A 24,069-nucleotide genomic window follows, 5' to 3' on the forward strand; every position below is an offset into this window, starting at 1 on the left:
GTGTTTCTCCTTAACCCTTGACGCTGCCGAGGGTCATGCCCCGCACGATTTGTCCCTGAACGATGATGCCGAGAATGACCATCGGAAGCATGATGAGCGTCGCGGCGGCCGTTAGCGCACCCCACTGGATGCCCTGGAAAGTCAGGAAGGATGTGATGCTGACGGGGAGTGTCTGCGTGTCGCGTCCGGACAGCACCAGGGCGACGAAGAACTCGTTCCAGGTGAACAGGACGCAAAGGATGAGCGTCGCGGCTATGCCTCCGCGTGCGGCCGGCAGGTAGATTCGGGAAAAGATCGCGAACTCCCGGGCGCCGTCGACCCGAGCCGCATCCCGCAGCTCGCGCGGTATGTCGTCGAAGAAGGTGATGAGCAGTGAAATGGCGAACGGGATGTTGATGAACGCGTAGACGGCAATCAGCAGCCAATGCTGGTTGAGCGCCCCGATGCGCACCGCGAGGTAATAGACGGGAATGACGAAAATCAGGGCAGGGGCAATGCGCAAGCTCAGGATGAACTTCTCCTGGCTGCGCCTTTTGGCGGCCTCCTGTTGCGTCATGCCGTAAGCTGCCACGGCGCCTATCGAGACGGCGATAATGCTGGACGTCATGGAGACGAAGAAGCTGTTGGCGAAGGCACGCAGGAAGGTCGGGTTTGCCAGCACTCTCTTGAAATTGTCGAGCGTCGGCTCGAAGAGCCAGACCGGCGGGATAGCGAAGGCGTCCCTGGTCGTCTTGAAGGACGTGACGACGACCCAGTAGAGCGGGAACAGCACTGTCAGCAGCATGACCAGCAGGCCGAGATAGAAAAAGGTTCGCCGGATCATGGCCGTTCTCCCTTTCGGGGAAAGAGCACGCCATACATCGCCAACAGCGCCACATTCGTGAAGATTGTCAGGATCACGGCGATGGCGATGGAATATGAGATATCGAAATTCGTGAAGGCGACGATGTAGCCGTAGAAATTCAGCGTTTCGGTCGACAGCGCCGGTCCGCCTCTGGTCATGATGTAGAAGAGGTCAAACGCCTTGATGCTGTCGATGGTGCGGATGAGCGCCACGATCGCGATGGCACGGCGCAGCATTGGCAGCAGCACGTACCAGTTGACCTGCCATTCGCGCGCGCCGTCGACACGGGCGGCGTCCAGCGGGTCGGTCGGCGCCGAATCGAGGGCAGCCATCGACAGGAGGATGACGAATGGCGTCCATTGCCAGATATCGGCGATGAGGACGGAGAAGAGTGCCACCTGCGTACTCCCGAGCCAGTCCACGGCTCCGATCCCCAGCAAAGACAACACGTGGTTCGCCATGCCGGATGCGGGGTCGAAGATGAAGCGCCAGGTCAAGCCGACCACGACAGGCGTCATGATGATCGGGACGAGAAGAAGGGCGCGCACAACCCGCTTGATCGCAAAATTGCGGTCCAGGAAAAGTACGACGGCCAGTCCGAGAACAACCTCTATCCCGGTGGCCAGGACTGTGAACAGGACTGTCCGCCAAAGCGCCGACAGCCCCCGGGGATCGGAGAAAAACCGTGCGTAATTGTCGAGGCCGACAAACACGTCGCGTCCGGCTCGCATCAGCGACACGTCGCGAAAGGACATCCAGAGCACGTAGACCGTCAGAACGGCGGAGACGATGCTCAAGACAGCCAGGATCGGCTGGAAGAACATCCGTGAGGGGTCGGCAAGCCTGGCCATTGAAGCAGAACACTCGCTTGAGAAAGGTGGCCGTGCCGCGGCCCGGGAGGGTCTTCGCGGCAGGGCGAGCCAGCTGTTGCGTCAGCGCGCCAGTGCGGCGTTGTTCGCCTCGTCGGCTTCCTTGAGCGCGTCGGCCGAGCTTGCGGCTCCGGCCAGCCCCTTGGACACGGCGATGCCTGTGTTGTTGATGACTTCATTCGCCTGTTCGACCGTCGGCAGGTAATCCGGATTGCCCTGGTTGATCGCGGCGATCATGGCATCCTTGAACGCGCCATAGCGTGTGTTGAAGCTTTCGCTGTTCAGCGCGGTCAGCGACGTCACGCCCGAGTTAGGGTCGCTCTGCATCGACTTCACCTGCTGCTCCTTGGCGGTGGCCCAGGCGGCAAACAGGGCGGCAGCTTCCTGGTTCTTGGAATCGACCGTCACATAGAGGCTATGCACCGCAAGCGAGGAAGACCCGCCCTTGGGATTGGCGGCAGTCTGGGGCACAGGCACATAGCCGACCTTGCCGACCACGGTCGAAACGGCGGCATCTTCGTTGTAGGCGCCGTTGACCGTCGCATCCAGCGTGATGGCAGCCTTGCCCTGCTGGAACAGCAGGCGGTTCTCTTCCCATCCGAAGTTGGCGACACCCACCGGACCGTAATCCTTCAGGACCTTGGTGAATGCGTCCAGCGCGGTAATGCCTTCGGGCGTTGCGAGCGCGGACTTGCCGTCGGCGAGGAAGGAGCCGCCCATCCCCCAGAGATAGGCAGCCCAGACATAGACGCCCTCGATGCCTTGCCGGCCGCGCATGGTGATGCCGGCGATCTGCTTGTTGGTCTTTTCGGAGATCGTCTTGGCCGCATTCTCGATGTCGTCGAACGTCTTCGGCTCGGCCAGTCCGTACTGCTCGAACAGATCCTTGCGGAACATCACGAACGTGCTTTCGCCATAGACCGGCAGACCGTAGGTCTTTCCCTCCAAGACGTTTGTGTTGAAGTATCCGGGGACGAAATCCGCCTTGTCGAAGTGCTGCGAATACTTTGCCAGGTGATCGTCCAGGGGAACGATATAGCCGGACTTCACAAAGCCGGGGACGTAGATGATGTTGTTCTCGACAACGTCGTAGCGGCCGGATCCGGAAGACATCTCCAGGAGCATCTTCGCGGTGATGTCCTGTTCCGGCACGACTTCAAGGGCCACGTCGATGCCGGAAATCTCCTTGAATTCGGGCAGCATTTTTTGGATCGCATCCGTCGTGGGATGACCCTCCATCAGTACCGACAGTTGCACCCCGTCGAAGGGCTTGTCTTGCGCGTAGGTTGATCCTGACAAGCTGTATATCGAGATTGCGGCCACGGTTGCGGCCAGAATTTTACGTCTGCTGAACATTGCATTCTCCCATTGTTGCGGCTTCAGCCGTCGTTCAAAGCATCAGGCGAGGTGCACGACCTCACCGGTTTGCGCGGAGCGGATCATCGCGAGCGTCAATTCTAGAGAGCGGAGCGCTTCTTCACCGGAAGCGATCGGGTGATCGACACCATTCAGCCATTCGAGGACCCCATGCAGTTGCTGGCGGAGATCGCCGCCCACGGTGCCGCCGAGCGCTGGCCAATGCTGCGTATCGATCTCCTGGGATCGGGAATTGTCGGCGAAATAGAGCCCGCTGTCGCCGCACTGGATTTCGAAGAAACCATCGGTTCCGATCATCTCCATTCTCGCATCGATCATGTGCCGCGCGCCGGATGGCAGCGACCAGGCGCTTTCGAAGTTGACGACCGTCCCTCCGGAAAAGCGCACGATGGCGGCGATGCTGTCCTGGGTGCCGATTGATCCGAGCAGCAGGTCCGTCTGTTGCGCATAGACGGAGACGGGACGCTGGCAGCCCAGCATCCAAAGCACCAGATCGACGTCGTGAACCGTGACGTGGAGCGGCAGGGGAAGCTTGCCGGCGTAGCGCTTCGGTCCCTCGGTTCTCGCGCTGTTGCGGCGTGCATAGACATGGATCGGGTGGCCGACCTTGCCCTCGTTGATCATCTCCTTGGCGCGGGCGTAGCGAGGATCGAAGCGCAACAGATATCCGACGCCAAGCTTCACGCCGGCCGAGCGGACGGCGGCAATGATCGCCTTCGCGTCGTCGACATCCGAGGCGATCGGCTTTTCGATGAAGAGGTTGACGCCCTTCCTGGCGACGGCTTCGGCCGGAACCCGATGCAGATTGTCGGGCGTGCAGATGCTCACGAGGTCGAGGATTTCGTGCGTCAGCAACTCCTCGTGGCCCGGATAGACCTTGACGTCTCCGAGCCTTGACGCCAGCGCTTTGGCAAGCTCGACGTTCGGATCGACGATCGCGACAAGTTCGCAGTTGGGCGCGCGCGCGAAAATGGACGCGTGCATGGACCCCATGAACCCGGCACCGACAACAGCAACGCGGCGCGTCATGACGAATCCTTTCTATGAACCTGCGAGGCACTCGAAGCAATTCGTTGGATGAAATGCCGGGTGATAACGGTTGGCCGGGTTATGGCGCTTCCGGCGACGATGAAGCGGGCTCCGAGTTGCAGGCAGCGCAGAGCGTCGTCGGGCGACCAGATGCGGCCTTCCGCCACGAATGGTATGCCCGCGCGATTGAGGGCGCCCATCAGCGCGAAGTCCGGCCCGTCCTTTCCGCGCGTGTAGTCGGTATATCCAGCCATCGTGGTGCTCACGACATCTGCGCCGGCGGCCATTGCGAGTTCGGCTTCCTCGGCCGTGCTGATATCGGCCATGACCAAGCATCCACGACCCTTTATGGCCTCGATCAGGGTCGGGACTTCGACCGGCCGCGGTCGGCGCGTCGCATCGAAAGCGATGATTTGCGCACCCGCACTGGCTATCGCCTGCACATCCTCGACGGCAGCCGTGATGTAGACGTCGGTGCTTGCGCGCTGGGTCTTGACGAGACCGATCACCGGAACAGCGACCCGAGCGCTCACGGTGGTGATGTTCTTGACACCCTCAATCCGGACTGCACTGGCGCCACCCGCCACAACCGATGCCGCCAGAGCGCCGATGTGCTCGGGCGCATCCAGGGGCGTTCCGGCGTCCGCCTGACAGGACACGACAAGCGTTCCGTCCAATGACTGGAGGAGGTGAGATCGCAATTTCGGCCCCATTCGCTCTTGGCTGCCCCAGTGGCAGTGTCAGGGTATCTAAGCGAAGATGAAGTTATTTGTCAATATTTATGTTGTGATGAAAATTTTCGCCATGCAGATCAGCCACCCCTACGAGCCCCGCGTCCGGCCCGGCGGCAGCCGGCTTTATCTGACGTTGGAAAACAGCGGGCAACTCCGACACGTGTCGGCGGACACGGTCGAGGAAACCCGGAGCTAGGCCAACGCCGCCGCCCAGGGCGACGGCATCGAGATCGACGGCCCCGACGATGTCTGCGAGTGTTTCGGCGAGCGCCTCCGCTGCCTGGTCGAGGATGCGTTCGGCCAATTCATCGCCATTGGAGGCGTTCTCGAATACCCCAGGTGCCCCAACATCCTGACCCGAGTATTCGCGAAAGCGTCTGGCAATGGCAGTGCCGGACGCCAGCGTCTCCAGGCAACCTTTCCGGCCGCAGCCGCATAGAGAGTCGCTGCCGGCGACCGTCATATGGCCGACATGGCCCGCGAGGCCGGCGCTGCCGATTTCGAGGCGGCCGTCGAGCACAAGTCCGCCGCCAACGCCCGTTGAAACGGTGACGAACATGAAGTTGCGGCATCCTTGCCCAGCGCCGAATCTGTATTCGCCCCAGCCGGCGGCCTGCGCGTCGTTGACGATCAATGGCGTCACGCCGGTCAATTCCCGGATCCGGGCCGTCAGCGGAAAGCCGTGTTCGATCGGCAGCGTGCGGGGGTTTAGCGCCGAGAGGCATCCGTCGGACACAATCCCGGTTGTAGCGACAGCAATTCTCGACGGACTGCGTCGGCTGACCTCTTCGACAATCGCGCCCACAAGGTCTTCGCCTCGTCCGGTTCGAGGTGTTCGTATCTGATGGCGATTGCGCGGCTTGTTGTCCTCGATGTCGGCGAAGGCGATCTTCGTGCCGCCGATGTCTATGGCCAGAACGGTCCTAGAAGGATCGGTCACTCACGCTCTCCGCTGTTCGTTGGATCATCGCCAGTCGTTGCGGATCCTGCCTGGTCATTTCGGCGACCAGAGCATCGACGATGAGAAGCTGGCTTATCTTGGATGGAAAGGCGCCGCCAGTCAGGGGCGTTTCGGGCCAGGACGCGATCAGCGTCAGGTCGCATGCAGCAGCCAGGGGGCTCTTGGATCGATTACTGATCCCGATGACAAAAGCCCCGCGCGATTTTGCCAATTCGGCGATCCTGACGGAATCGATGGTCGAGCCCGAACTGGAGATGATCACATGCACCGATCCCTTGCCGGCGGTGCCCGCCGCCATCGTGGCGAGGTGCGCATCGCCAAGCGCGCGCGATATCTTGCCGATCCGGGACATCTTGTAGGCGAGATACTGAGCCGTAACGGCCGAGGCCGCGACTCCAAAGCACTCGACGGCCCGCGCGGCCAGCAATTCCTCGGCGGCCTTGGTGACATGCTGCCGGACGATGAGCTGCTCGGTCTCGCGCAACGCGATGACAGCTGTCTCGACGAGGCGCTGGATGTCGTCGGCCGGCTCTGCGCTCTCCCTGCCTCTTTCATCGTTGGCAAGTTCCTTGGCGAGCGCCAGCTTAAAGTCCTGGAAGCCCGAGAAGCCCTGGTCGCGGCAGAACCGCATGACACTCGCCTCGGACGATCCGGAAGACTCCGCGAGTTCGGTTATGCTCTGGTAGAGGGTCGTATCGGGGTGGCCGAGAACAAACTCTGCGACTTTGGCCAAGGCGGGCGTCATGTTTCCCGCGGTCGATCGGAGGCTTGCGATCAGTGCTTTTGTCATTGGCTTTCCCCGCGTGTGGCAACTGAACTCAGAAATGCTCGGCAACCCAGGGCAAGGGGCCAGCGAACACCAGGTCGCATAGTTGCACAGCGTCGGCCTCCCCGAACAGGACGCCTTGGCGCGCGAGTTTCGAAGCCGAACGAAAACCTGTGAAAAGGCTCGCAAAGGAAGGCCCATCGACACTTACGGTCGGCTGATCGTTGTTGTTTCCCTGCGTCACCCGCGCTTTGCCTGACGCGATCTCCAGGCGCAGGTCGCAAGGTTCCGCGCCGGGGCCGTCAATGCGAATGCCGAGTGTGGCCGAGTCGATGCGATAGCCGCGCTGCTCGAGCGCGCGTTGGGGGTCGAGAATGCGCGCCATCCACTCTTCCTGGTGTGCAAGACGCCAGCCCTTGTCCGGCATGGCTGTAACAAGGTCGTCATGCGGCCCACCATGCCAGCGGACCTTCGGGTAGACCGATCGGAAACGGCCGACAAGGCAGAGCAGAGCCGCCGCCATTGCTCCGCTTTCCGCATGCCAGTCCCTGATCTCCAGGACGGCTGAATTGCCGGCGTCCAGAATGGCATAGGCTTCTAAGTGCTCGCCTCCCGCCGCAAAGGCTGCGAGGCCGTCAGTCGGCGCCCTCAGCAGCTCCGCCCAATGCACGTCGGAACGGCGAAGCAGACCGGCTTCGCTCTTCACCTTGTCTGCATAGGCCTGCCTGATCCTGGAGTCCCCTGGCTGCAGCTGGAAGAAGTCAACATCGGTCCTGGCGGGCAGCGCGGCCGTCTCCGCCTCGTAGACGATTTCGCTGCCGGCCAGTTCAAACCCACATTTGCGGTAGACCGGGCGCGCCGAGCCGAACAGCGAAACCATAAGTGCGCCGTCACGGCGCGCCTCTTCGCAGAGCGATTCGACCATGGGTCTGGCAAGGCCTCGCCCCCTCGCTTCCGGAGCGATGGCGACATGCGCGATGCTGGTCGCTAGCACGTCCAATCCGCCAAACCCATGCGCCGTTTTCAGGAGCACCGCCGTCGCCGCGGCCAAGCCGGTATCCGTACGCAGGATGCGAAACGAGGGGAGGCCGACATGCACGACGTACTCCCGGGCGCGGTCTCTGCTGAAGCCGAATGCAAGCGCCAGCAGCAGGCAGATTGTGTCCGTGTCATCCGAAACGGCCCGTTCGAGCGCATGGCTGGGTATGAAGAAATTTTTCATGGACTAGATTCCTATGGCGATATACTTCATAAACGATACGGTCTGAACGTTCAAGGGAGTTCACATGGCTCAGGGTCGTATCCTTCGGGAAATCGAGCAGATCCCGCATGTTCTCGAGGTTTCCGCAGATAGGCACAGGATCGCGAGCATGGAGATTCGCAAGCGGTTTGGCGCACGAATACCGCGTCTTGTTGCCAAGAGGTCGCCGATCTCGTCTCCGAGGTCATAAAGAAACGCCTTAGTGTCCGGGCTGTGCCGTGGCTGGTTTTCCGCGCGCTAGCGCGCCCGGTCAAGCTGTTTTCCGAGCTTGGCTATGACCTGATACAGATGTTCCTGTTCTTCAAGAAGGGCGTCTATATCTCGAATATTTCGAAACAGGAGCACTTTTTTGGACCCGCCCCTACATCCCGAGATGCGATCACGCGATGGGCGAAAAGTCACCAGCTGATTTCGTGATGCATCGCGATGGCGGATCGGCCTGACAGTCCCGTCGTCGATTGCACAGCAATCCAAACGCCGTCATCGCATTGAAAGGGCGGCAACGATCAGCGACGTGTCAAGACAATGCATCAGTAGCGGTCGCCATCCCGCATCGACCGCACCAGATCGGCAGAACGCTCGGCCTGAGGCGGCATGGTCGCGGTCAAGGACTGCAGGAGGGTCGCGTCGATCCGCTGCCGCGGTCTCGCCACGGCGGTAAGCCGTGCGACCGGTTTACCCCGCCGGGTGATGTCGATCGTATCTCCTGCCTCGACCCGATCCACCAACTCGCTCAAATGGGCTTTGGCATCTGCCAGGTTGATCACACTCATGTCACGCTCCTGACTATGGAAATAGCTCCGCGCAGAAACAAATCATTGCAGTCGGCTGTTGTGGCGCAGCACCAGGCCGACTGCGCCGAGCAATGCATCGTTCTGCGTGTGCTTGCCAACGATTATCCGCGTGCGCAGGGCGGGCGCGACATCGCGGGACTTGATGAGCGTGTGGCGTTCATATGACGCGATCAGCGGTGCCAGGAGAATGTCGCCTGCCAACGCCATGCGGCCACCGATGATGATGAGCGGCGGATTGATCACCGAGCCGATCAGACCAAGACCGCGGCCGGCGAAGTCCGCGGTGTCCTCGATCATCCGCAGCGCCCCGACGTCGCCCTGTTCGGCCATCATGATCACCTCGTCCATCGTCACCGGCCGCCGCGCGATGCGCGAAATCTGCTGCAGCGGCCGGGCAAAACTCGCATAAAGCTCCAGGCATCCGCGATTGCCGCACCGGCAAAGATCGCCGCCGGGATCGATGCTGATATGCCCGAATTCGCCGGCGCCGCCGGCGATGCCCGTCACCAGCCGGCCATGCTGGACTATGGCCCCGCCGATGCCGAGATCGATCTTGAACAGGACGAAATCGTCTTGGCCGACGGCCGCGCCCCACATCAGCTCGGCAATGGCCGAGCAGTTGCTCTCGTTGTCGGCGAAAATCGGCTGTTCGAGAACCGGCCCGAACACATCGCGGATGTTGACCCCGGCCCAGGTCGGAACAATACTCGCACGCTGCACCACGCCTTCGCGGCTGACAGGGCCCGAGACGGAAACCCCAACCCCCAGGAGTCCCGCCATCGGCAGACCGTTCTCTACGTAGCATTGGGCAATTGCTGACTTGGCGAGCTCGGCCGCCTGTTGTGGCTGGTAGTCCAGGCCCATGGGAAGAGTTTGTTCGGCAATGACAGAATGCGAGACGTCGGCGATGAGGCACCGCATCTCATCGAGGCCTAGGTGGATCCCGACGCAGGTGCCCGTAGCGGGATTGAGCGTCAAGGTCGCGGCAGGCCTGCCAATGCCCCTGGTCCCGTCGTGGTGGGCCGAGGATTCGATCACCATTCCGGATTTTTTCAAGCCGTTGAGCGCCGTTGAGACCGTCGATCGCGCCAAGCCGGTGATATGCGCGATTTGCGAGGCAGAAAGCACGCCGCGCTCACGCAGGCAGCGCACGATCAGGCTCTCCGGTGATGCGGAGGGCCTGTCGATCAGCCAGTTTCTAAGCGAAGGTTTGTTCATGATGAGCACAAAGGACGTTGACTGATAGATCAAATATGTCATCTTGGAAAGAACGGAGATACTGCATCCCCGTCTGCGACGACCTCAAATTGTCTGCGACGAGCTCAAAACTGCGTCCACAAGCGGTCGATACGAACCGTGCATCACCTATGGGAGTGAAACGATGGAATATCTGAGGACGGCCGTTGCGGCCGCTACGGCGTACACCCTTGTTGCGGGAGCCGCGTTCGCTGAGCCCAAGACCAACCTGTTGCATCAATGGGCGTCCGGATCGGACGCCCAGGCTATTGCCAAGCTCGGTGAGATGTTTACCGCCAAGGGTGGCGCCTGGCAGCAGACCTCCATCGCCGGCCACACGGCCAACACGCTGGCGAAACTGCGCGCCGACGTGATCGCCGGCAATGCACCCCCCGCGGTGCAGCTCAAGGGACCCGAGATCGCCGAATGGAACGAGACCGGCATGACCGCCAATCTCGACGAACTGGCGACGGCGGAAAACTGGGAAAAGGTCGTCGCTCCCGAATTGCTGCCGGTGATGAAGCCGACCGGCAGCTGGGTGGCGGCGCCGATGAATATCCATCGCATCAACTGGCTGTGGGCATCGCCGAAGGTAATGCAGGAAGCAGGCGTCGCCGAGGTGCCAAAGACATGGGCAGACTTCAACGCCGCCTGCGACAAGGTCGTGGCATCGGGCAAAATCTGCATCTCGCACTCGACCGCCGACTGGACCGATTCGACGGTGTTCGAGGTCGTCGTCTACGGAATGGATCTCGATCTCTTCAAGAAGGCCTTCGTCAAGGGTGACGTCGAGGCGATGCGCAGCGACGGCATGGTCAAGGCCTTCGAACAGTTCCGCACCATGACGACCAAATATATGGACCCCGGCATGAACGGGCGCGACTGGGATAGCATGTCGCATCTGGTCGGCCGCGGCGAGGCCGCCTTCCACATCATGGGCGACTGGACGCTCGGCCTGCTCACGGCCGGCGGCTTCAAGGAGGGCACCGACTATATCTGCGCCCAGGCGCCGACTGATTGGGGCAAGCCGGGCTTCATCCTGAATTCCGACTCGGTCGTGTTCTTCCAGCAGAAGGATCCGGAATACGTTGAGGGGCAGAAACTGCTCGCCAGCACCATCCTGTCGCCCGAGTTCCAGACGGTTTTCAATCAGACCAAGGGCTCGATCCCGGCCCGTCTCGACGTCGATCTTTCGAACGGCTTCAATCCCTGCCAGCAGCTCTCCCAGAAGGATCTGCAGGCGTCGATCGATGGCGGCACGCTTGTCCGCTCGATGGCGCATAACATGACCATCCCGCAGAAGGTGCGCGGCGCGATCATGGATACCGTCACCGAATTCGTGGCGACGCCGGACATGACCGCTCAGGACGCAGCCAGCGCGATGGCCGATGCGGCCGAAGCGCAGATGTGAAGACGCTGCCGATGATGGCTTGTCGCGCGTCGCCCGGCCCCGACTTCGCCGGAGCAGAAGATGTCAACGCGTGACCTGACCGTACCGGTTGCGGCTACCGCAACCCCGTGGCGACAGCGCCTGGGCACGATGGTGCCCATTCTGGTGCTGGCGCCGTCGCTTGCGGCGAGTTTCGTCTACGTCTTCGTCTTCACGCTCTGGACGCTCTATCTCTCGCTCTCCAGTTCGTCGCTGATGCCGACCTATGGGTTCGTCGGTCTGGACAACTACGCTTCGCTCTGGGCGAACCGGCGCTGGAACATCGCCTATACCAACCTTTTTCTGTTCAGCGGCTTCTATATCGTCGGCTCGATGGCCATCGGACTGCTTCTGGCGATCCTGATCGACCAGCGCGTTCGCGGCGAGGCGGTCTGGCGCACCATCTTCCTCTATCCGCTGGCAGTCTCCTTCATCGTCACCGGCACGGTGTGGAGTTGGCTCTATAATCCCGTCGACGGCATCCAGGCCTTCGTGCGGGGGCTCGGCTGGACCGACTTCAGCTTCGCCCTGACGGCCAACCGCAACACCGCAATCTATGCGGTGATCATAACCGGTATCTGGCAGTCGTCCGGCTTCGCAATGGCGCTTTTCCTGGCTGGCCTGCGATCGGTCGATCCGGATCTCATTAAGGCAGCGCAGATCGACGGTGCGTCGGTTTCCCGAACCTATCGGAAGGTCATCCTGCCGACGATCGCCCCGATTTTTCTGGCGGTGGCCGTCATCCAGATCCAGTTCGCCATCAAGACCTTCGACCTGGTGGCGGCGTTGACGCGGGGTGGGCCAGGTGTGTCGACTACCTTCCCGGCGATCTATGTCTACGACCTGATGTTCCAGCGTGGGCAGATCGGCGAGGGTGCCGCCGCGGCGATGATGATGCTCGCGGCCCTCGCGGTTGTGCTGGTGCCCTATTCCTTGTGGATCGTTTGGCGCAGGCGGGCGGAGGGCCGCAATGGCTGAAATTGTCACCAACGCCCGGCATGATCCCGAAGCGGCCGCGGCTACGCGGCGATATTTCTGGGGTCGCTTCCTTGTCTATGCAGTGCTGACGCTTTTCGCCGTCATCTACCTTGCACCGCTGCTGGTCGTCGTCTTCAACTCGTTGCGGGAGCAGTCCGACATTGCCCGTAACGGCCTCATCTCGCTGCCGCGCAGCTTCCGCCTCGACGCGTGGGCGCAGGCTTGGGGCACTTATTGCGTCAGCGGCACCTGCGAAGGCATGAAGCGCAATTTCTTCAACTCGCTCTGGATGACGATCCCCGCAACGCTCATCTCCACGCTGCTCGGCGCCATGAACGGCTACGTGCTGTCGAAATGGCGCTTCAAGGGCTCGGAAATTCTGTTCAACCTGATGCTGCTCGGCGTCTTCATGCCCGGCCAGATCTCGCTGATGCCGTGGGCGTTCCTGCTCGGCAAGCTCGGCCTGACCAATTCGACCTACGGGCTGGTCTTGATTCATGTCGTCCAGGGCATCTCGTTCACCACCCTGTTCTGTCGCAACTTCTACGTCAGCATACCCGACGATCTTATCAATGCGGCACGCATCGACGGCGCCGGCTTCTGGCGGATTTTTCGCAAGATCATCCTGCCTCTGTCGCCGCCGATTTTGATTGTCACCGTCATCTGGCAATTCACCGGTATCTGGAACGAGTATCTGTTCGGCGTCGTCTTCACCTCGGGCCAGCAGCAGCCGATTACGGCGGCATTGGTCGCGCTCACTGCCGGCGGCACGACTGCCCGTGCTTACGATGTGATGAGCGCAGCCGTGCTGATCGGCGCGCTGCCGCCGCTGCTGATCTACCTGTTCGGTGGAAAATACTTCGTGCGCGGCCTGACACAGGGCGCCATCAAATGAGGCATCGGCCATGTCCGCGCTGATGATCCGCGACCTTCACAAGAGCTATGGCGGGCTCGAGATTCTGGCCGGCATCAATCTCGAGGCGCGAACCGGGGAGTTTGTCGCCCTCGTCGGCCCGTCGGGATGCGGCAAGTCAACCTTGCTCGCCATGATCGCTGGCCTGGAAACCGTCACCTCGGGCGAGATCTGGATCGGCGACCGGCTGGTGAACTCCGTGCAGCCCAAGGACCGCGACATAGCGATGGTATTCCAGTCCTATGCCCTCTATCCGACCATGACGGTGCGCCAGAACATCACCTTCGGCATGGAGAGCCGAGGCGTGCCCAAAGCGGAGCAGGCGGAAGCCGTAAAGCGGGTTGCCGCACTGCTGCAGATTGAGCAGTTGCTCAACCGCAAGCCCGGACAATTGTCGGGTGGGCAGCGGCAGCGCGTTGCAATGGGGCGCGCCCTGGTACGCGACCCAAAATTGTTTTTGTTCGACGAGCCGCTGTCCAATCTCGACGCCAAGCTGCGCGTCGACATGCGCACGGAAATCAAGAAGCTGCACCATCGCGTCGGCAAGACGACGGTGTACGTCACCCACGATCAGGTCGAGGCGATGACGCTTGCGTCCCGCATTGCGGTGATGAACCAGGGCTCGGTGCAGCAGTTCGACACGCCGAAGCGGATCTATGACCGGCCGACCAACATGTTCGTGGCCGGTTTCATGGGATCGCCGGCGATGAATTTCATCCCCGCCCGGCTTGCGGGATCGACCAGCATCGCGGTACGCGCCGCTGACGGCAGCGACGCCACTCTTGCCCTTGCCATGCCGCTGTCCGCCGGTGCGCCAAAGGACGTGGTGCTCGGTGTTCGGCCCGAACACATCTACCGCTTCACGACGGACCTGAAGTCGCGCAAACCTGCTGTGCAGCCCTTGCAGGCGCCGGTAGAACTGGTCGAACCGACCGGCGCCGAGACGCTTGCCGTCCTCAGGCTAGGCGACCTGGAGATCACCGGCCGTTTCGAGCCGGATGACGCTCCCGTCATGGGCGAGACGATAACGCTCGGCATCGACATGTCGCGCGCCTGTCTGTTCGATCCAGCAACCAGGGCGCTGCTGTGATCTGATGTCCGTGCAATTCGCGACTTACCCGAGCTTGACCGATCGCGTCGTGCTGATCTCCGGCGGCGCCTCCGGGATCGGCGCCGATATGGTTCGCGCTTTCGTGGCGAATGGCGCCCGCGTATGCTTCCTCGATGTGCAGGATGGACCCGCGGAGGCGCTGGTGCGCGAGCTCGGTGGCGTCGCCAAACAGGCACCCCTGTACCTCCATTGCGATGTGACCGACGTTGATGCGCTGCAGGCTTCGGTAGAAGACGTGCGCGCTAAGCTCGGTCCGGTCGCCGTTCTGGTGAACAACGCTGCCGATGATCAGCGCCAACCCGTTGACGCGGTGACGTCAGAATATTGGGACCGCAGCTTCGACGTCAATCTCCGGCATCACTTCTTCGCTGCGCAGGCGGTGCATCCGCATATGAAGGAACTCGGCTTCGGCTCGATCATAAACTTCTCTTCCATCGCCTGGCGTTTCGGCGCGGACCAAATGGTGGCCTATGCCACCGCCAAGGGGGCTGTGGTGGCGCTGACGCGCGCATTGGCGCGGTCGTTCGGATCCGACAACATCCGCGTCAATGCAGTCGAACCCGGCGCCGTCATCACCGAGCGGCAGCGCCAGCTGTGGTTCAAGACCCAGGACGCAATCGACCAGACGGTGCAGCGGCAACTGATCCGCCGCGTCCTGCTGGGCGAGGAGATCGCGCGGACCGTGCTCTTCCTTGCCGCCGATGACAGCCGCATGATCACGAAGCAGTCCATCGCCGTCGATGCCGGTCTGCGCTGATGCGATCGCTTCCAAATCCTTCAACGGAACTGCCAAGCTGATGTTTCGTCTCGGCCTCAACCCATACGGACTGACCTACACTCTCGGCCTACAGGGACGCGGCACGCCGCGGCATAATCCGGACGGGACGGGGCTGGGAGGCTTCATAGCGCTTGCGCAGGAACTGGGCGCACGCACGCTCGAGATCTACGAACCGTGGTTGACCGACTTGCCAGACCCCGAAATCGTCGACCTGCGCAGGCGTCTGGCCGCGCTCGACATCGTCCCGGTGGTCAGTGGCGGACTTCTGGTGGCCGGTCCGTTGGACAGCGCGTTTCGGGCGGCGCGCCTGCTCGAGGCGACAACGATCCGTATCGCACTGACCCCCGTCCTGTGCGGCGACCGCAACCTGTGGGGCCCGAAATGGAGCGAGTTCGACGCGACGATCCGCGCTGCCTTGACGGAATGGGGGCCGCGTGCGGCGGCTGAGGGCCGGGTGCTCGGCATCGAAAACCATCAGGACTTCGGCAGCGACGAACTGGTCGCGTTCTGCGAACTCGGTGGGCCGGGCGTCGGCATCACCTACGACACCGGCAACACCTTCCCTGTCGGCGAGGCGCCGCTTGCCTTCACGCGGCGCATCGCACCGCACGTCCGCCATGTCCACCTCAAGGACTATCGCGTGCAGTTCACCGATAAGGGCTATCGTCTGGTCCGCTGCGCGATCGGCGACGGCGCCGTGCCCTTCGCCGGACTGGCAGCCATCCTCGCCGAGCATCACGACACGCTGACCGCCGTGCTCGAGCCGGGCGCGCTGGAAACCCGCCACGTTCGCTGTCTCAGCGACGATTGGTGGAACGGGTATGCGCCGAAGACTGCGCGCGAGTTCGCCGCCTGCCTGAGTGCTGCGCGCGTAAACCGCCTTGCTGACGACGCCGACTACCGGACGCCGTGGGAGCGCGACGATGACGGCGCGCTGGTTTCGTATGAGCTCGACATGATCCGGCGCAGCGCCGCCAACATGAAGAAGTTCGATTTCATTGCAATGGAGAAATCAGCATGACTGCCCGAGAACTCAGCGGCCTGACTGCCTTCGTGACCGGCTCGGGACGCGGCCTCGGCCGCGTCATGGCCGCCCGCCTGGCCGAACTCGGCGCAAACGTCGCCATCCACGATCTCGACTGGACCCGGCCGTCGCAATATGGCGAATTCGCAGACCTCGGCGAATCCGCCAGGGGTCTGGAAAAGCATGGGACACGGGTAACCGCGGTTACGGGCAACATCGGTGACAGGCAAGCCGTTGCCGAAATGAAGAGGAAGATCGAAGCGGAGCTCGGCGATGTGCACGTTCTGGTCAACTGCGCCGGCGGCGACATCGGCGCCAAGGGGGTAAAGCCCAGTCCCAACAACGCGCTCGACATCGACTATGAAGACATCAAGGTGCTGACCGAGAACAATCTCATCGGCACGATGCTGGTCTGCCAGGCGTTCATTCCGCCTATGGTCAAGCGCGGCTCAGGCTCGGTGATCAACATTGCCTCAGCGGCAGCGCATATCGGATGCTCGCCGGAGGTGGTCTACTCCACGCTCAAGGCGGCCGTCGTCCATTATACGCGCTGCCTCGCCAAGGAACTGATCGACGATGGCGTGCGCATCAATGCGGTGAGCCCCGGCGCCACCAAGACGGCACGGTTCCAGGCGAGCCGCGTCGTCGATCCGGAGCGCATGGATTCGAAATCGCTGAACCGCTATGCCGAGCCTGAAGAGATCGCTGAGGCGGTGGCCTTCCTCGCCGGTCCGCGTGCGCGCTTCATCAACGGGCAGGTCATTCGCGTCGATGGCGGTTTCACCATCTTCCCAGGTTGAATCGCGACCGTTCACATGGCGAATTGTTGGGCTGAGCGCACCCCAATGAGCAGGGCCACGACTGCCCATTGCCGACCTTACTTCGTTGATGGGTTGCGACGTGCTCGCAGAGCCAGGAATCGACGGTGAAGTTCGGCTACACGTCAATTCTCTTGGCGACACGCTGACGTTACAGCCCGCCTGTATGCACCCACGCAATGGCTCAGATTTGTCTGGGTCGGTCTACTCGGCGCCCTGAGAAGGCGAAGATTCCGGATCGAGGCGCTTGGGCCACCGTGCGCCTGGGAGAAGCGAAACGGTCCAGTCTATAAGCTCAGAGGCGCAACATTAGAGGTTGGGGGAACAGATGAGGGAAGAGAACGACATTCAGAAGTTGGTGCGCACGCTGCGTGCTCGAGCACCTGACGACGCGGCTGAATTGCTTGCCCGAGAGTCTCCTGAGTTAATCCGCGACGCACTAAAGTTGTTACCGGATAGGCACGCCCATAAGGTGGCGGAGTATTTGCCATCGCAAAGGAGGCCCATCAAATATCATACCGACGGCAAGGATCTCGCGATCCCCGAGGCCATCGTCGAGCTGATGGACCCGATCCCCGCCAGCGTTGCTGTCGGGACCACGGTAGCCGCCGCGGTCGAGGCCGTTAGGCGCGCGCAGGTGCCGACCGAGTTGACTTACCTCTATATCACGGACGAGGGCGATAGACTGGTTGGCCTAGTGGTCTTGCGCGATCTGATGCTGAGCGAGGCCGACGCGACGGTGGATCAAATTATGCTGGCAAGTCCGTTCGCCCTTCACGTCGATATGCCTTTGAGCGAAGCCTGCAAGGCGGCGGTACGCCGTCACTACCCTGTCTATCCCGTGGTGGACGCGGAGAACCGGCTGCTCGGGCAGGTTCGCGGCTGGCGGCTGTTCGAGCAGCAAATCATCGAGATTTCTGCCCAGCCTGGCCAGATGGTGGGTGTCCAGAAGGAGGAGCGTTCTTTCACTCCGCTGTTTTCAGCCTTCTTGAAACGTCATCCGTGGCTGCAGCTCAACCTGCTGACGGCCTTCATAGCCGCTTTCGTGGTCGGCTCGTTCACAGGCACGATCGAGAAGATCGTCGCGTTGGCGGCGTTCCTCCCGGTGTTGGCCGGACAGAGCGGAAACACCGGCTGTCAGGCGCTGGCTATTACGCTGCGTGGCCTCGCCTTAGGGGATGTGGACAAACGACCGAAGCTGCACTTGGTGCTGAGGGAGGGAGCGCTCGGGATCGCCAACGGCTTGCTCGTCGGTCTGGTGGCGGCTGCGGCCATGTGGTTCTACGCTTCACGGCAGCCGGAGTCGGCATCCCAGGCCCCCATGCTGGCGCTTGTGATCCTGCTTGCCATGTCCGGATCGTGCCTCATGTCCGGGATCTCCGGCGTGCTGATCCCGTTGGGCCTGCGGCGGGTCGGCGCCGATCCGGCCGTGGCTTCCGCGATCTTCCTCACGACGGTGACCGATATTGTAGGCATGGGCCTGATGCTGGGACTGGCCACCATGCTCGTGCTGTAGGCGCGCTCGACGGACGTGATCGCGGACGAGGACGTTGTTGCCTATGAAGTGACCTCGTCGGCGTTCAACAAGATAACAAAGGCTAAGCCGCACATCGCGCAGGCCGTCCTGAGAAGCATCGCCCGCCAGCTCTCCGAGCGCTTGCGCAACGCGGCGGAAGACCTTCGGATGAGCTCCATGTGACGCTGATGCGTCGTGCGGCGACCAGATACGTGGAGAATCGCGCAAACAATATTGATCTTGTCGGCTGCGCAATCCACCGCTGAGTATGATTTGGATTAGTTGCCGTTTGTAGAGAATACTTGCTGGAAGCCAAGCAACGCTGAGAAGATGTTTGACAGACCAGCGTAGGCGAAATGCGAATCAACGCGATAGTTTGTTGCGCCGCTGCAACAGCTGCTGAAGACTCGGAGGTTTCCTGACAGTTCTGTCGCTTTTTTTCGTGCAGGCGTGCTAGATCCGCTGCACTAGTCGGGTTGGGGTGGGTTCTCGGCATGCATTCCTCGTTTTCAATGATCCTCGGCTTCGCCGCGGCGCTGCTTTGTACCGGCATATTGCCGGCCGGCGCACAAGGTCTCTATCCGGCCTATGACGATGCGTTTTCGGCCCGCATTGCCAATCCGACCGACAACGGAGCGCTAGCTCAATTCGTCACAGTTGCCGTCAACGCAGGGCAGTACGATCAGGCGATCTCGTCGATCGAGCAGTATCTCATCAAACATCCTCGCGATGCGCGCGCCCGGCTCTCGGCCAGCCGGTTGTATTATCATGTCGGCTCCTATGAATTGGCCCGGCGGCAGGCGCAGTACGGCCTCGAGGTCGGGGACCTGTCCGCGGATGAGCAGCAGGAAGCCGTTCGCCTGCTCGCCCGCATCGAGCGCGCGTTACGTGGCGTCACCTGGGAAATCGCTCTGACTGGCGGCATGTTCAGCGCATCCACCGTTTTTGAGCCGGGCGGGGCCGAAGACGACCGCACCTTGGTCTCGCCCTATGGGCGGGCGGAAGGTTTTGTCCGATGGGACCTCGGCTCGCCAAGTTCTGACGCGCTTGTCCTCTCGGGCTCGCTGGCAGCGACAGAGCGCTTTTTCACAGAAGACCTCTCGGTTCCCGGAGATGAGGAGACTTTTATCCACGGGAACGCCGCCATTACCTTGGACAAGGGACTGCCCAACAGCGGGATCGATTCGCTACGGCTGCTGCTTTCCGCGTTCGCTGTTACAGATCGCTTCGACAGCGATATCCACGAGACCGGCGTCGGTCTAAGTGGGCGCTTCCTCGTGCGCCCCACCGTCGAGACGACGCTTTTTGCAGGTGCAGGCTACATCGATCTAAGCGGCTCGAAAGGCATCTTCGCCGATAGCAGGGTCTTCTATGAGGCAGGCGGCAGCTACCGCTTCCGCAATGGCCAGGCGCTCGGACTGCGCCTGGTCGGCTCGACTGACTTCGCCTCCGGAGCTGGCGAAATCGGCCGCAGCTATATGGGAGAGGTCCGCTACGGCGGCGTGCTGATGGAAGTTCCGGACCTGTTCGTATGGTCTCATCAGGTCGCCGTCTCAGCCGGCCACAGCGACACTCCCGACTTGTCCTTCGGCATCGGCACGAACATAGAGAGCGACTTCTGGCGCATTGCCTCGGAAAGCGATTTTCAGCTCACTGAATGGCAGAAGGTCAGTGTCGACCTCGCCTATCGCGAAACCGACTTCGAGATCGCCAGCGGCGACCGAAATTCATTCGAATTGCTCGTGAGCTACACGTTGACGCTCAACTGAAAGAGGCCGCGATGAGGACCCTGTATCGTCAGATAGCCACTTGTATCGCCTGCCTTGCCTTTGCGGCACCATCTGGCGCTGAAACGGTTGGGTCCATGACGGCCTACCAGACCAACATTATCCGCAATCACGGCGAGGCGATGAACGTCGGCGCTGGCGTCGAACTCGGCGACCAGCTGCGCAGCAATATCACCGGTCTCGGAATGCTCGTGTTCCGGGACGAGTCGAGCGCCAAGATTGGTCCGAACACCAGCCTGACGATCGATGAATTCGTCTACAATCCGGGGTCCCGATCAGGAAAGATCGACATCAGGATGAACAGCGGCCTGGCCCGTTTCTACGGGGGCCAGGTTTCGAAAGGCGGCGACATGCAAGTTGCGACGCCACACATGGTGCTCGGAGCCAGAGGTGGCATCATTGAGGTGCTTGTGATTGCTGGTCAGACCGTCGGCATACTGCGCGCCGGCCGCATGACCTGCATGATGAATGGTCGCAAGCTCGTGATCACAAACCCGGGCCACGCCTGCACGTCGGACAATGACAAACTGCTGACCGGCTACGGCGGTATCGACGCGTTCCCGATTTTGGACAGCATCGATCGAATAGCCGGCACCGGCCTGCCAGGCGAACCGGGTCCGGGGCTGAACGTAAGCGCGATTTGTGCGTCAGCACTCGGCAATTCGCTCAAAGCCTGCAAGTCCACCGACGGCGCATTGCCCGGCGTGGCGATGGAGTTCCCTGACAGCCCAACGCCCCCTGTAGGCAGCGGGGTGGATGATGAGGATGATGACTGCTTTCCCGACTGCCGGTAAGGCTGGCCGAGCGGCATGAGCCCCTCGCTTGATTGGCGGCGGGCTGCCAGGCGGAAAATACCTGGTCTTGCGGTCGTACTCTTGCTGCTCGCTTGCCATTTTGCTTTCGACGGGCCGCTGTCGCGCCTGCGCGAGCGCACGTACGACCTCTACCAGTCCCTCGCCCCGCGCCAGGCGACGAGCAATCCTGTTGTCATTGTCTCGATAGACGACGCGAGCCTTAAGGCATATGGGCGATGGCCTTGGAACCGTGGCCTTTTGGCCGATCTGGTCGATGGTGTCGCCGAGTCCGGTGCCGCGGTGATCGGGCTTGCGCTGGTGCTGCCCGAGGCTGATATCTCTCCTGATGGCATCGCCGGAGACAAGCGCCTCGCCAGCGCACTGGCGAAAAATCGAACGGCGCTCGCCGTCAGCCTGGGCAACGAGGTGACGGTTTCAGACGCAGAGCCCAAAGCCGGCTGGTCGATCGTCGGGCAGGTACCCGAGACGCTTCCTGGCTTCACCGGTCTGACAGGCTCCCTTCCTGATTTCTCGAGCGCCGCTGCAGGCCTCGGCGTAATTCGCACTTTGCCCGATCCCGACGGCGTACTACGCCATGTGCCGCTGCTCTGGCTCCGAAATACGGCTCAAGGCGTGCAGCTCTGGCCGTCGTTCGCGCTCGAACTCCTGCGCCTCTACGCCGGAGAGAACGGCTACGTAGCCCGGATGAATGTCGCCGGGTTTGACGCGCTCAGGATGGCCGGGACCATTGTGCCACTTGAGCCGCAGGGCAGCATCCGCCTCTGGGAAACCGACACCAATACGCCGCGCATATCTGCCAGTAATATCCTTTCGGGTCGCGGCGATCCGCTGCTGCGGAACGCGATCGCCATTGTTGATCTGTCAGCCGTGGGATTGACGCAGTATCTGCCCACCCCGGCGCGTCCGGCGCGACCAGGCGTGGACATCCACGCTGATGCAATCGGCCAGATCCTTGCCGGGCGCTATCTTGTAGAGCCAACGCAAGCGCGTACGCTGGAGCGGCTGTGGTTGGTCCTCAGTGGCATCGTTTTCATCGGGCTTTCCGGAGTGCTCGCCCAGCGTGTCATGCTTGGCGCCCTCGCTCTGGCGCTCCTGGCTGCCACGCCCTTCGCGTTCGGCGCTCTCGAATACAGCCTGCAGGGTAAGCTCTATGACCCACTGCAGCCGGCGCTTGCGACGATCCTCGTAGCTGGCTTCGAAGGCTATGCCCTCTACAGGCGCAGCGAGCAGCGCCGGTCCACCCTGGCACGGCAGTTTTCCCAATATCTGTCGCCCTCCGTGGTGCAGCGCCTCGCAAATTCGGACACCGAAGCGATCCTGTCCCGCGAGAAGCGCGAGATCACAATCCTGCTGAGTGACATACGCGGCTTCACGACGATGAGCGAACAACTCGGTGCCCAGGAAATCGGAAAGGTGGTCAATCACTTTCTCGGCCTTGCGACCGATGAGATACTCAAGCGCGACGGGACCATCGACAAGTTCATGGGCGATGCCGTGCTAGCCTTCTGGAACGCGCCGCTTGATCAGCCAGATCATCGCGAGCGCGCGCTCGAGGCGGGGCTTGCCCTGATCGAACGGGTGAAGCGCGAAAATGCCGCATTCACCGCGCGCGGGCACCCCCCTATCGAAATCGGCGTCGCCATCGAGACTGGCATCTGCTCCGTAGGGAATTTCGGCTCCGAACGGCGCTTCGATTACACCGCGATAGGCTCGCCGGTGAACCGCACGGCACGGCTCGAGTCAACGACCAAAAAGCTGAGCATCCCCCTGGTGCTTGGTCCCGGATTTGCGCAAGGAGCATCGATGCCGGTTGTCCAGGCGGGTGCCTTCGAACTCCAAGGCTTCAAGGGTGAGGTGCCGGTTTTCACCGTTCCGGAGATACAGCCCTCGTCGCAATCTGCCGAGGCAGTCGTGTGATATTTGGCACCGGTTCAACTCGCCATCTCATTGGCAGCCGGCGAGCTAAGCGATGCCGAGCGCGAAAAGATGCTCTCGGAACCTAGCGAATCGTCTTCAACGACGTCGCCCTGATTCCGATGCGAGGTCCTCATCGTGGCTGCCTGCCCGAAACGACCTTCCGGTTCACGACACGGGCCGACCAGTATACGCTGGCAATGAAATGCCAAGACTGTCTGAGGAGGTGTAGACTTGACGAACATCACCACGGGGTCCGTTGCGGATCGCGGCCGCGCTACATACGATCTTGGCGCGACCGCCATCTTTGCTTCCAAATCGGACCCACGCTTCCATTATTGTCTGTATGTGCCGCCTGCGGTGCGGGAAGGCGCCAAAGTCGATCTGCTGGTGGCCGTGCATGGCACCGGCCGCACCTCGTTCCTGGGTTTTCGCGACGCGTTCGCCGAGTTCGGGCGCTGGAACGACTGTGCCATCTTGTGCCCGCTGTTCCCAATCGGCGTTCTCGGCGACGATGCCCGCAGCGGGTACAAATACATGATCGAGGGCGACATCCGCTACGATCAGGTGCTGCTCGCCATAGTCGAGGAAGTCGTTGCAAAATATCGTCAGGACTGGAGCCGCTTCGCCATGTTCGGATTTTCCGGCGGCGGGCATTTCACCCATCGCTTCGCTATCCTCCATCCCGACAGGCTATGGGCGGCGTCGATCGGCGCGCCGGGCTCGGTGACCTTGCTCGATCCCACGCGGGACTGGTGGGTGGGCATTCGCGACCTGCCGGAGAAGTTCGGCATTACCTTCGACGCCGCAGCGCTGGGAAAAGTGCCTGTCCAGATGATCGTCGGCGATGCCGATCTGGAGACCTGGGAAATCACGCACGTCCAAGGCAGCAGCCATTGGATGCCGGGCGCCAACGATGCCGGGCGAACGCGGCCGGAACGCCTCAGGACGTTGTGTCGATCGTTCGAGGAAGCGGGCGTGCGCGTGCGCTTCGATTTGCTGCCAGGCATAGCCCACGAACGCGACGCGGTTCTCGATGCGGTCAAGGATTTCCTGGCCCAGGCGCTTAAGGAGCGACGGAACGCATCAAGATGAATGCAATGGCGGGCCTGCAC

At 61.8% G+C, this 24,069-nt stretch carries 23 protein-coding genes; 13 read left to right on the plus strand and 10 right to left on the minus strand.

Features of this window, described 5'->3' with window-relative positions; all coding sequences use genetic code 11:
• Positions 1-10: 10 nt before the first annotated feature.
• The 10 genes from AC0L3H_RS02220 to AC0L3H_RS02265 all read right to left on the minus strand — a co-directional run bounded on the left by AC0L3H_RS02220 (position 11) and on the right by AC0L3H_RS02265 (position 9,853).
• The gene (locus AC0L3H_RS02220) at positions 11-823 is read right to left on the minus strand and encodes a carbohydrate ABC transporter permease (RefSeq protein ID WP_473584338.1); all 813 of its coding nucleotides are present in this window, start codon (positions 821-823) and stop codon (positions 11-13) included.
• Positions 820-1,695 (minus strand): carbohydrate ABC transporter permease, encoded by an 876-nt coding sequence (locus tag AC0L3H_RS02225; protein ID WP_473584339.1) that lies wholly within the window; start codon positions 1,693-1,695, stop codon positions 820-822. The genes AC0L3H_RS02220 and AC0L3H_RS02225 overlap by 4 nt, the downstream gene beginning before the upstream one ends.
• A gap of 81 nt (positions 1,696-1,776) precedes the next feature.
• Entirely contained in the window at positions 1,777-3,069 is a 1,293-nt protein-coding gene (locus AC0L3H_RS02230) for an ABC transporter substrate-binding protein (RefSeq protein ID WP_473584340.1), read from the minus strand.
• A 42-nt stretch (positions 3,070-3,111) separates the two neighbouring features.
• Positions 3,112-4,119, minus strand: coding sequence for a Gfo/Idh/MocA family protein (locus AC0L3H_RS02235; RefSeq protein WP_473584341.1), 1,008 nt, complete (start codon positions 4,117-4,119; stop codon positions 3,112-3,114).
• The gene (locus tag AC0L3H_RS02240) at positions 4,116-4,832 is read right to left on the minus strand and encodes an N-acetylmannosamine-6-phosphate 2-epimerase (RefSeq protein WP_473584342.1); all 717 of its coding nucleotides are present in this window, start codon (positions 4,830-4,832) and stop codon (positions 4,116-4,118) included. The genes AC0L3H_RS02235 and AC0L3H_RS02240 overlap by 4 nt, the downstream gene beginning before the upstream one ends.
• Before the next feature lie 52 nt (positions 4,833-4,884).
• Complete coding sequence (locus AC0L3H_RS02245) at positions 4,885-5,793, minus strand: N-acetylmannosamine kinase (protein WP_473584343.1); 909 nt, start codon at positions 5,791-5,793, stop codon at positions 4,885-4,887.
• Positions 5,777-6,604 (minus strand): MurR/RpiR family transcriptional regulator, encoded by an 828-nt coding sequence (locus tag AC0L3H_RS02250; RefSeq protein WP_473584344.1) that lies wholly within the window; start codon positions 6,602-6,604, stop codon positions 5,777-5,779. The genes AC0L3H_RS02245 and AC0L3H_RS02250 overlap by 17 nt, the downstream gene beginning before the upstream one ends.
• A 28-nt stretch (positions 6,605-6,632) precedes the next feature.
• On the minus strand, positions 6,633-7,802 hold the full coding sequence (locus tag AC0L3H_RS02255) for a GNAT family N-acetyltransferase (protein ID WP_473584345.1): 1,170 nt from the start codon (positions 7,800-7,802) through the stop codon (positions 6,633-6,635).
• A 569-nt stretch (positions 7,803-8,371) separates the two neighbouring features.
• Positions 8,372-8,614 carry a type II toxin-antitoxin system Phd/YefM family antitoxin gene (locus tag AC0L3H_RS02260; protein ID WP_473584346.1) on the minus strand — a complete coding sequence of 81 codons (243 nt, stop codon included), beginning with the start codon at positions 8,612-8,614 and terminating at the stop codon, positions 8,372-8,374.
• 42 nt (positions 8,615-8,656) lie between these two features.
• A complete protein-coding gene (locus tag AC0L3H_RS02265) occupies positions 8,657-9,853 on the minus strand; it encodes an ROK family transcriptional regulator (RefSeq protein WP_473584347.1) in 1,197 nt (398 codons plus the stop codon).
• A 163-nt stretch (positions 9,854-10,016) separates the two neighbouring features.
• On the opposite strand from AC0L3H_RS02265, the gene AC0L3H_RS02270 reads away from it, so the two are divergent.
• The 13 genes from AC0L3H_RS02270 to AC0L3H_RS02330 all read left to right on the plus strand — a co-directional run bounded on the left by AC0L3H_RS02270 (position 10,017) and on the right by AC0L3H_RS02330 (position 24,049).
• Positions 10,017-11,282 carry an ABC transporter substrate-binding protein gene (locus AC0L3H_RS02270; RefSeq protein WP_473584348.1) on the plus strand — a complete coding sequence of 422 codons (1,266 nt, stop codon included), beginning with the start codon at positions 10,017-10,019 and terminating at the stop codon, positions 11,280-11,282.
• Between the two features lie 60 nt (positions 11,283-11,342).
• The gene (locus tag AC0L3H_RS02275) at positions 11,343-12,278 is read left to right on the plus strand and encodes a carbohydrate ABC transporter permease (RefSeq protein WP_473584349.1); all 936 of its coding nucleotides are present in this window, start codon (positions 11,343-11,345) and stop codon (positions 12,276-12,278) included.
• Entirely contained in the window at positions 12,271-13,173 is a 903-nt protein-coding gene (locus AC0L3H_RS02280) for a carbohydrate ABC transporter permease (protein ID WP_473584350.1), read from the plus strand. The genes AC0L3H_RS02275 and AC0L3H_RS02280 overlap by 8 nt, the downstream gene beginning before the upstream one ends.
• A 10-nt stretch (positions 13,174-13,183) precedes the next feature.
• Positions 13,184-14,281: an ABC transporter ATP-binding protein gene (locus AC0L3H_RS02285; RefSeq protein WP_473584351.1), complete on the plus strand. Its 1,098-nt coding sequence runs from the start codon at positions 13,184-13,186 to the stop codon at positions 14,279-14,281.
• 49 nt (positions 14,282-14,330) lie between these two features.
• Complete coding sequence (locus AC0L3H_RS02290) at positions 14,331-15,059, plus strand: SDR family NAD(P)-dependent oxidoreductase (protein WP_473584352.1); 729 nt, start codon at positions 14,331-14,333, stop codon at positions 15,057-15,059.
• A gap of 40 nt (positions 15,060-15,099) precedes the next feature.
• Positions 15,100-16,101, plus strand: a complete 1,002-nt coding sequence (locus AC0L3H_RS02295) for a sugar phosphate isomerase/epimerase family protein (protein WP_473584353.1) — start codon at positions 15,100-15,102, stop codon at positions 16,099-16,101.
• Positions 16,098-16,904: an SDR family NAD(P)-dependent oxidoreductase gene (locus AC0L3H_RS02300; RefSeq protein ID WP_473584354.1), complete on the plus strand. Its 807-nt coding sequence runs from the start codon at positions 16,098-16,100 to the stop codon at positions 16,902-16,904. The genes AC0L3H_RS02295 and AC0L3H_RS02300 overlap by 4 nt, the downstream gene beginning before the upstream one ends.
• 346 nt (positions 16,905-17,250) lie before the next feature.
• Entirely contained in the window at positions 17,251-18,438 is a 1,188-nt protein-coding gene (locus AC0L3H_RS02305; RefSeq protein ID WP_473584355.1) for a magnesium transporter, read from the plus strand.
• A 15-nt stretch (positions 18,439-18,453) separates the two neighbouring features.
• Positions 18,454-18,621, plus strand: a complete 168-nt coding sequence (locus tag AC0L3H_RS02310; RefSeq protein WP_023800410.1) for a hypothetical protein — start codon at positions 18,454-18,456, stop codon at positions 18,619-18,621.
• A 311-nt stretch (positions 18,622-18,932) separates the two neighbouring features.
• A complete protein-coding gene (locus tag AC0L3H_RS02315; RefSeq protein WP_473584356.1) occupies positions 18,933-20,207 on the plus strand; it encodes a tetratricopeptide repeat protein in 1,275 nt (424 codons plus the stop codon).
• A 95-nt stretch (positions 20,208-20,302) separates the two neighbouring features.
• Positions 20,303-21,019: a FecR domain-containing protein gene (locus AC0L3H_RS02320; RefSeq protein WP_027152473.1), complete on the plus strand. Its 717-nt coding sequence runs from the start codon at positions 20,303-20,305 to the stop codon at positions 21,017-21,019.
• A 15-nt stretch (positions 21,020-21,034) separates the two neighbouring features.
• A complete protein-coding gene (locus AC0L3H_RS02325) occupies positions 21,035-22,957 on the plus strand; it encodes a CHASE2 domain-containing protein (protein ID WP_473584357.1) in 1,923 nt (640 codons plus the stop codon).
• Between the two features lie 231 nt (positions 22,958-23,188).
• Positions 23,189-24,049, plus strand: a complete 861-nt coding sequence (locus tag AC0L3H_RS02330; RefSeq protein ID WP_473584358.1) for an alpha/beta hydrolase — start codon at positions 23,189-23,191, stop codon at positions 24,047-24,049.
• Positions 24,050-24,069: the final 20 nt, after the last annotated feature.

Source organism: Mesorhizobium sp. WSM4816 (assembly GCF_055811535.1).

Excerpts from the sequence above, each read along its gene's own strand:
- AC0L3H_RS02220 (WP_473584338.1), bottom strand. The coding sequence starts at position 823 with ATGATCCGGCGAACCTTTTTCTATCTCGGCCTGCTGGTCATGCTGCTG.
- AC0L3H_RS02225 (WP_473584339.1), bottom strand. The coding sequence starts at position 1,695 with ATGGCCAGGCTTGCCGACCCCTCACGGATGTTCTTCCAGCCGATCCTG.
- AC0L3H_RS02230 (WP_473584340.1), bottom strand. The coding sequence starts at position 3,069 with ATGTTCAGCAGACGTAAAATTCTGGCCGCAACCGTGGCCGCAATCTCG.
- AC0L3H_RS02235 (WP_473584341.1), bottom strand. The coding sequence starts at position 4,119 with ATGACGCGCCGCGTTGCTGTTGTCGGTGCCGGGTTCATGGGGTCCATG.
- AC0L3H_RS02240 (WP_473584342.1), bottom strand. The coding sequence starts at position 4,832 with ATGGGGCCGAAATTGCGATCTCACCTCCTCCAGTCATTGGACGGAACG.
- AC0L3H_RS02250 (WP_473584344.1), bottom strand. The coding sequence starts at position 6,604 with ATGACAAAAGCACTGATCGCAAGCCTCCGATCGACCGCGGGAAACATG.
- AC0L3H_RS02255 (WP_473584345.1), bottom strand. The coding sequence starts at position 7,802 with ATGAAAAATTTCTTCATACCCAGCCATGCGCTCGAACGGGCCGTTTCG.
- AC0L3H_RS02260 (WP_473584346.1), bottom strand. The coding sequence starts at position 8,614 with ATGAGTGTGATCAACCTGGCAGATGCCAAAGCCCATTTGAGCGAGTTG.
- AC0L3H_RS02265 (WP_473584347.1), bottom strand. The coding sequence starts at position 9,853 with ATGAACAAACCTTCGCTTAGAAACTGGCTGATCGACAGGCCCTCCGCA.
- AC0L3H_RS02270 (WP_473584348.1), top strand. The coding sequence starts at position 10,017 with ATGGAATATCTGAGGACGGCCGTTGCGGCCGCTACGGCGTACACCCTT.
- AC0L3H_RS02275 (WP_473584349.1), top strand. The coding sequence starts at position 11,343 with ATGTCAACGCGTGACCTGACCGTACCGGTTGCGGCTACCGCAACCCCG.
- AC0L3H_RS02280 (WP_473584350.1), top strand. The coding sequence starts at position 12,271 with ATGGCTGAAATTGTCACCAACGCCCGGCATGATCCCGAAGCGGCCGCG.
- AC0L3H_RS02285 (WP_473584351.1), top strand. The coding sequence starts at position 13,184 with ATGTCCGCGCTGATGATCCGCGACCTTCACAAGAGCTATGGCGGGCTC.
- AC0L3H_RS02295 (WP_473584353.1), top strand. The coding sequence starts at position 15,100 with ATGTTTCGTCTCGGCCTCAACCCATACGGACTGACCTACACTCTCGGC.
- AC0L3H_RS02300 (WP_473584354.1), top strand. The coding sequence starts at position 16,098 with ATGACTGCCCGAGAACTCAGCGGCCTGACTGCCTTCGTGACCGGCTCG.
- AC0L3H_RS02305 (WP_473584355.1), top strand. The coding sequence starts at position 17,251 with ATGAGGGAAGAGAACGACATTCAGAAGTTGGTGCGCACGCTGCGTGCT.
- AC0L3H_RS02315 (WP_473584356.1), top strand. The coding sequence starts at position 18,933 with ATGCATTCCTCGTTTTCAATGATCCTCGGCTTCGCCGCGGCGCTGCTT.
- AC0L3H_RS02320 (WP_027152473.1), top strand. The coding sequence starts at position 20,303 with ATGACGGCCTACCAGACCAACATTATCCGCAATCACGGCGAGGCGATG.
- AC0L3H_RS02325 (WP_473584357.1), top strand. The coding sequence starts at position 21,035 with ATGAGCCCCTCGCTTGATTGGCGGCGGGCTGCCAGGCGGAAAATACCT.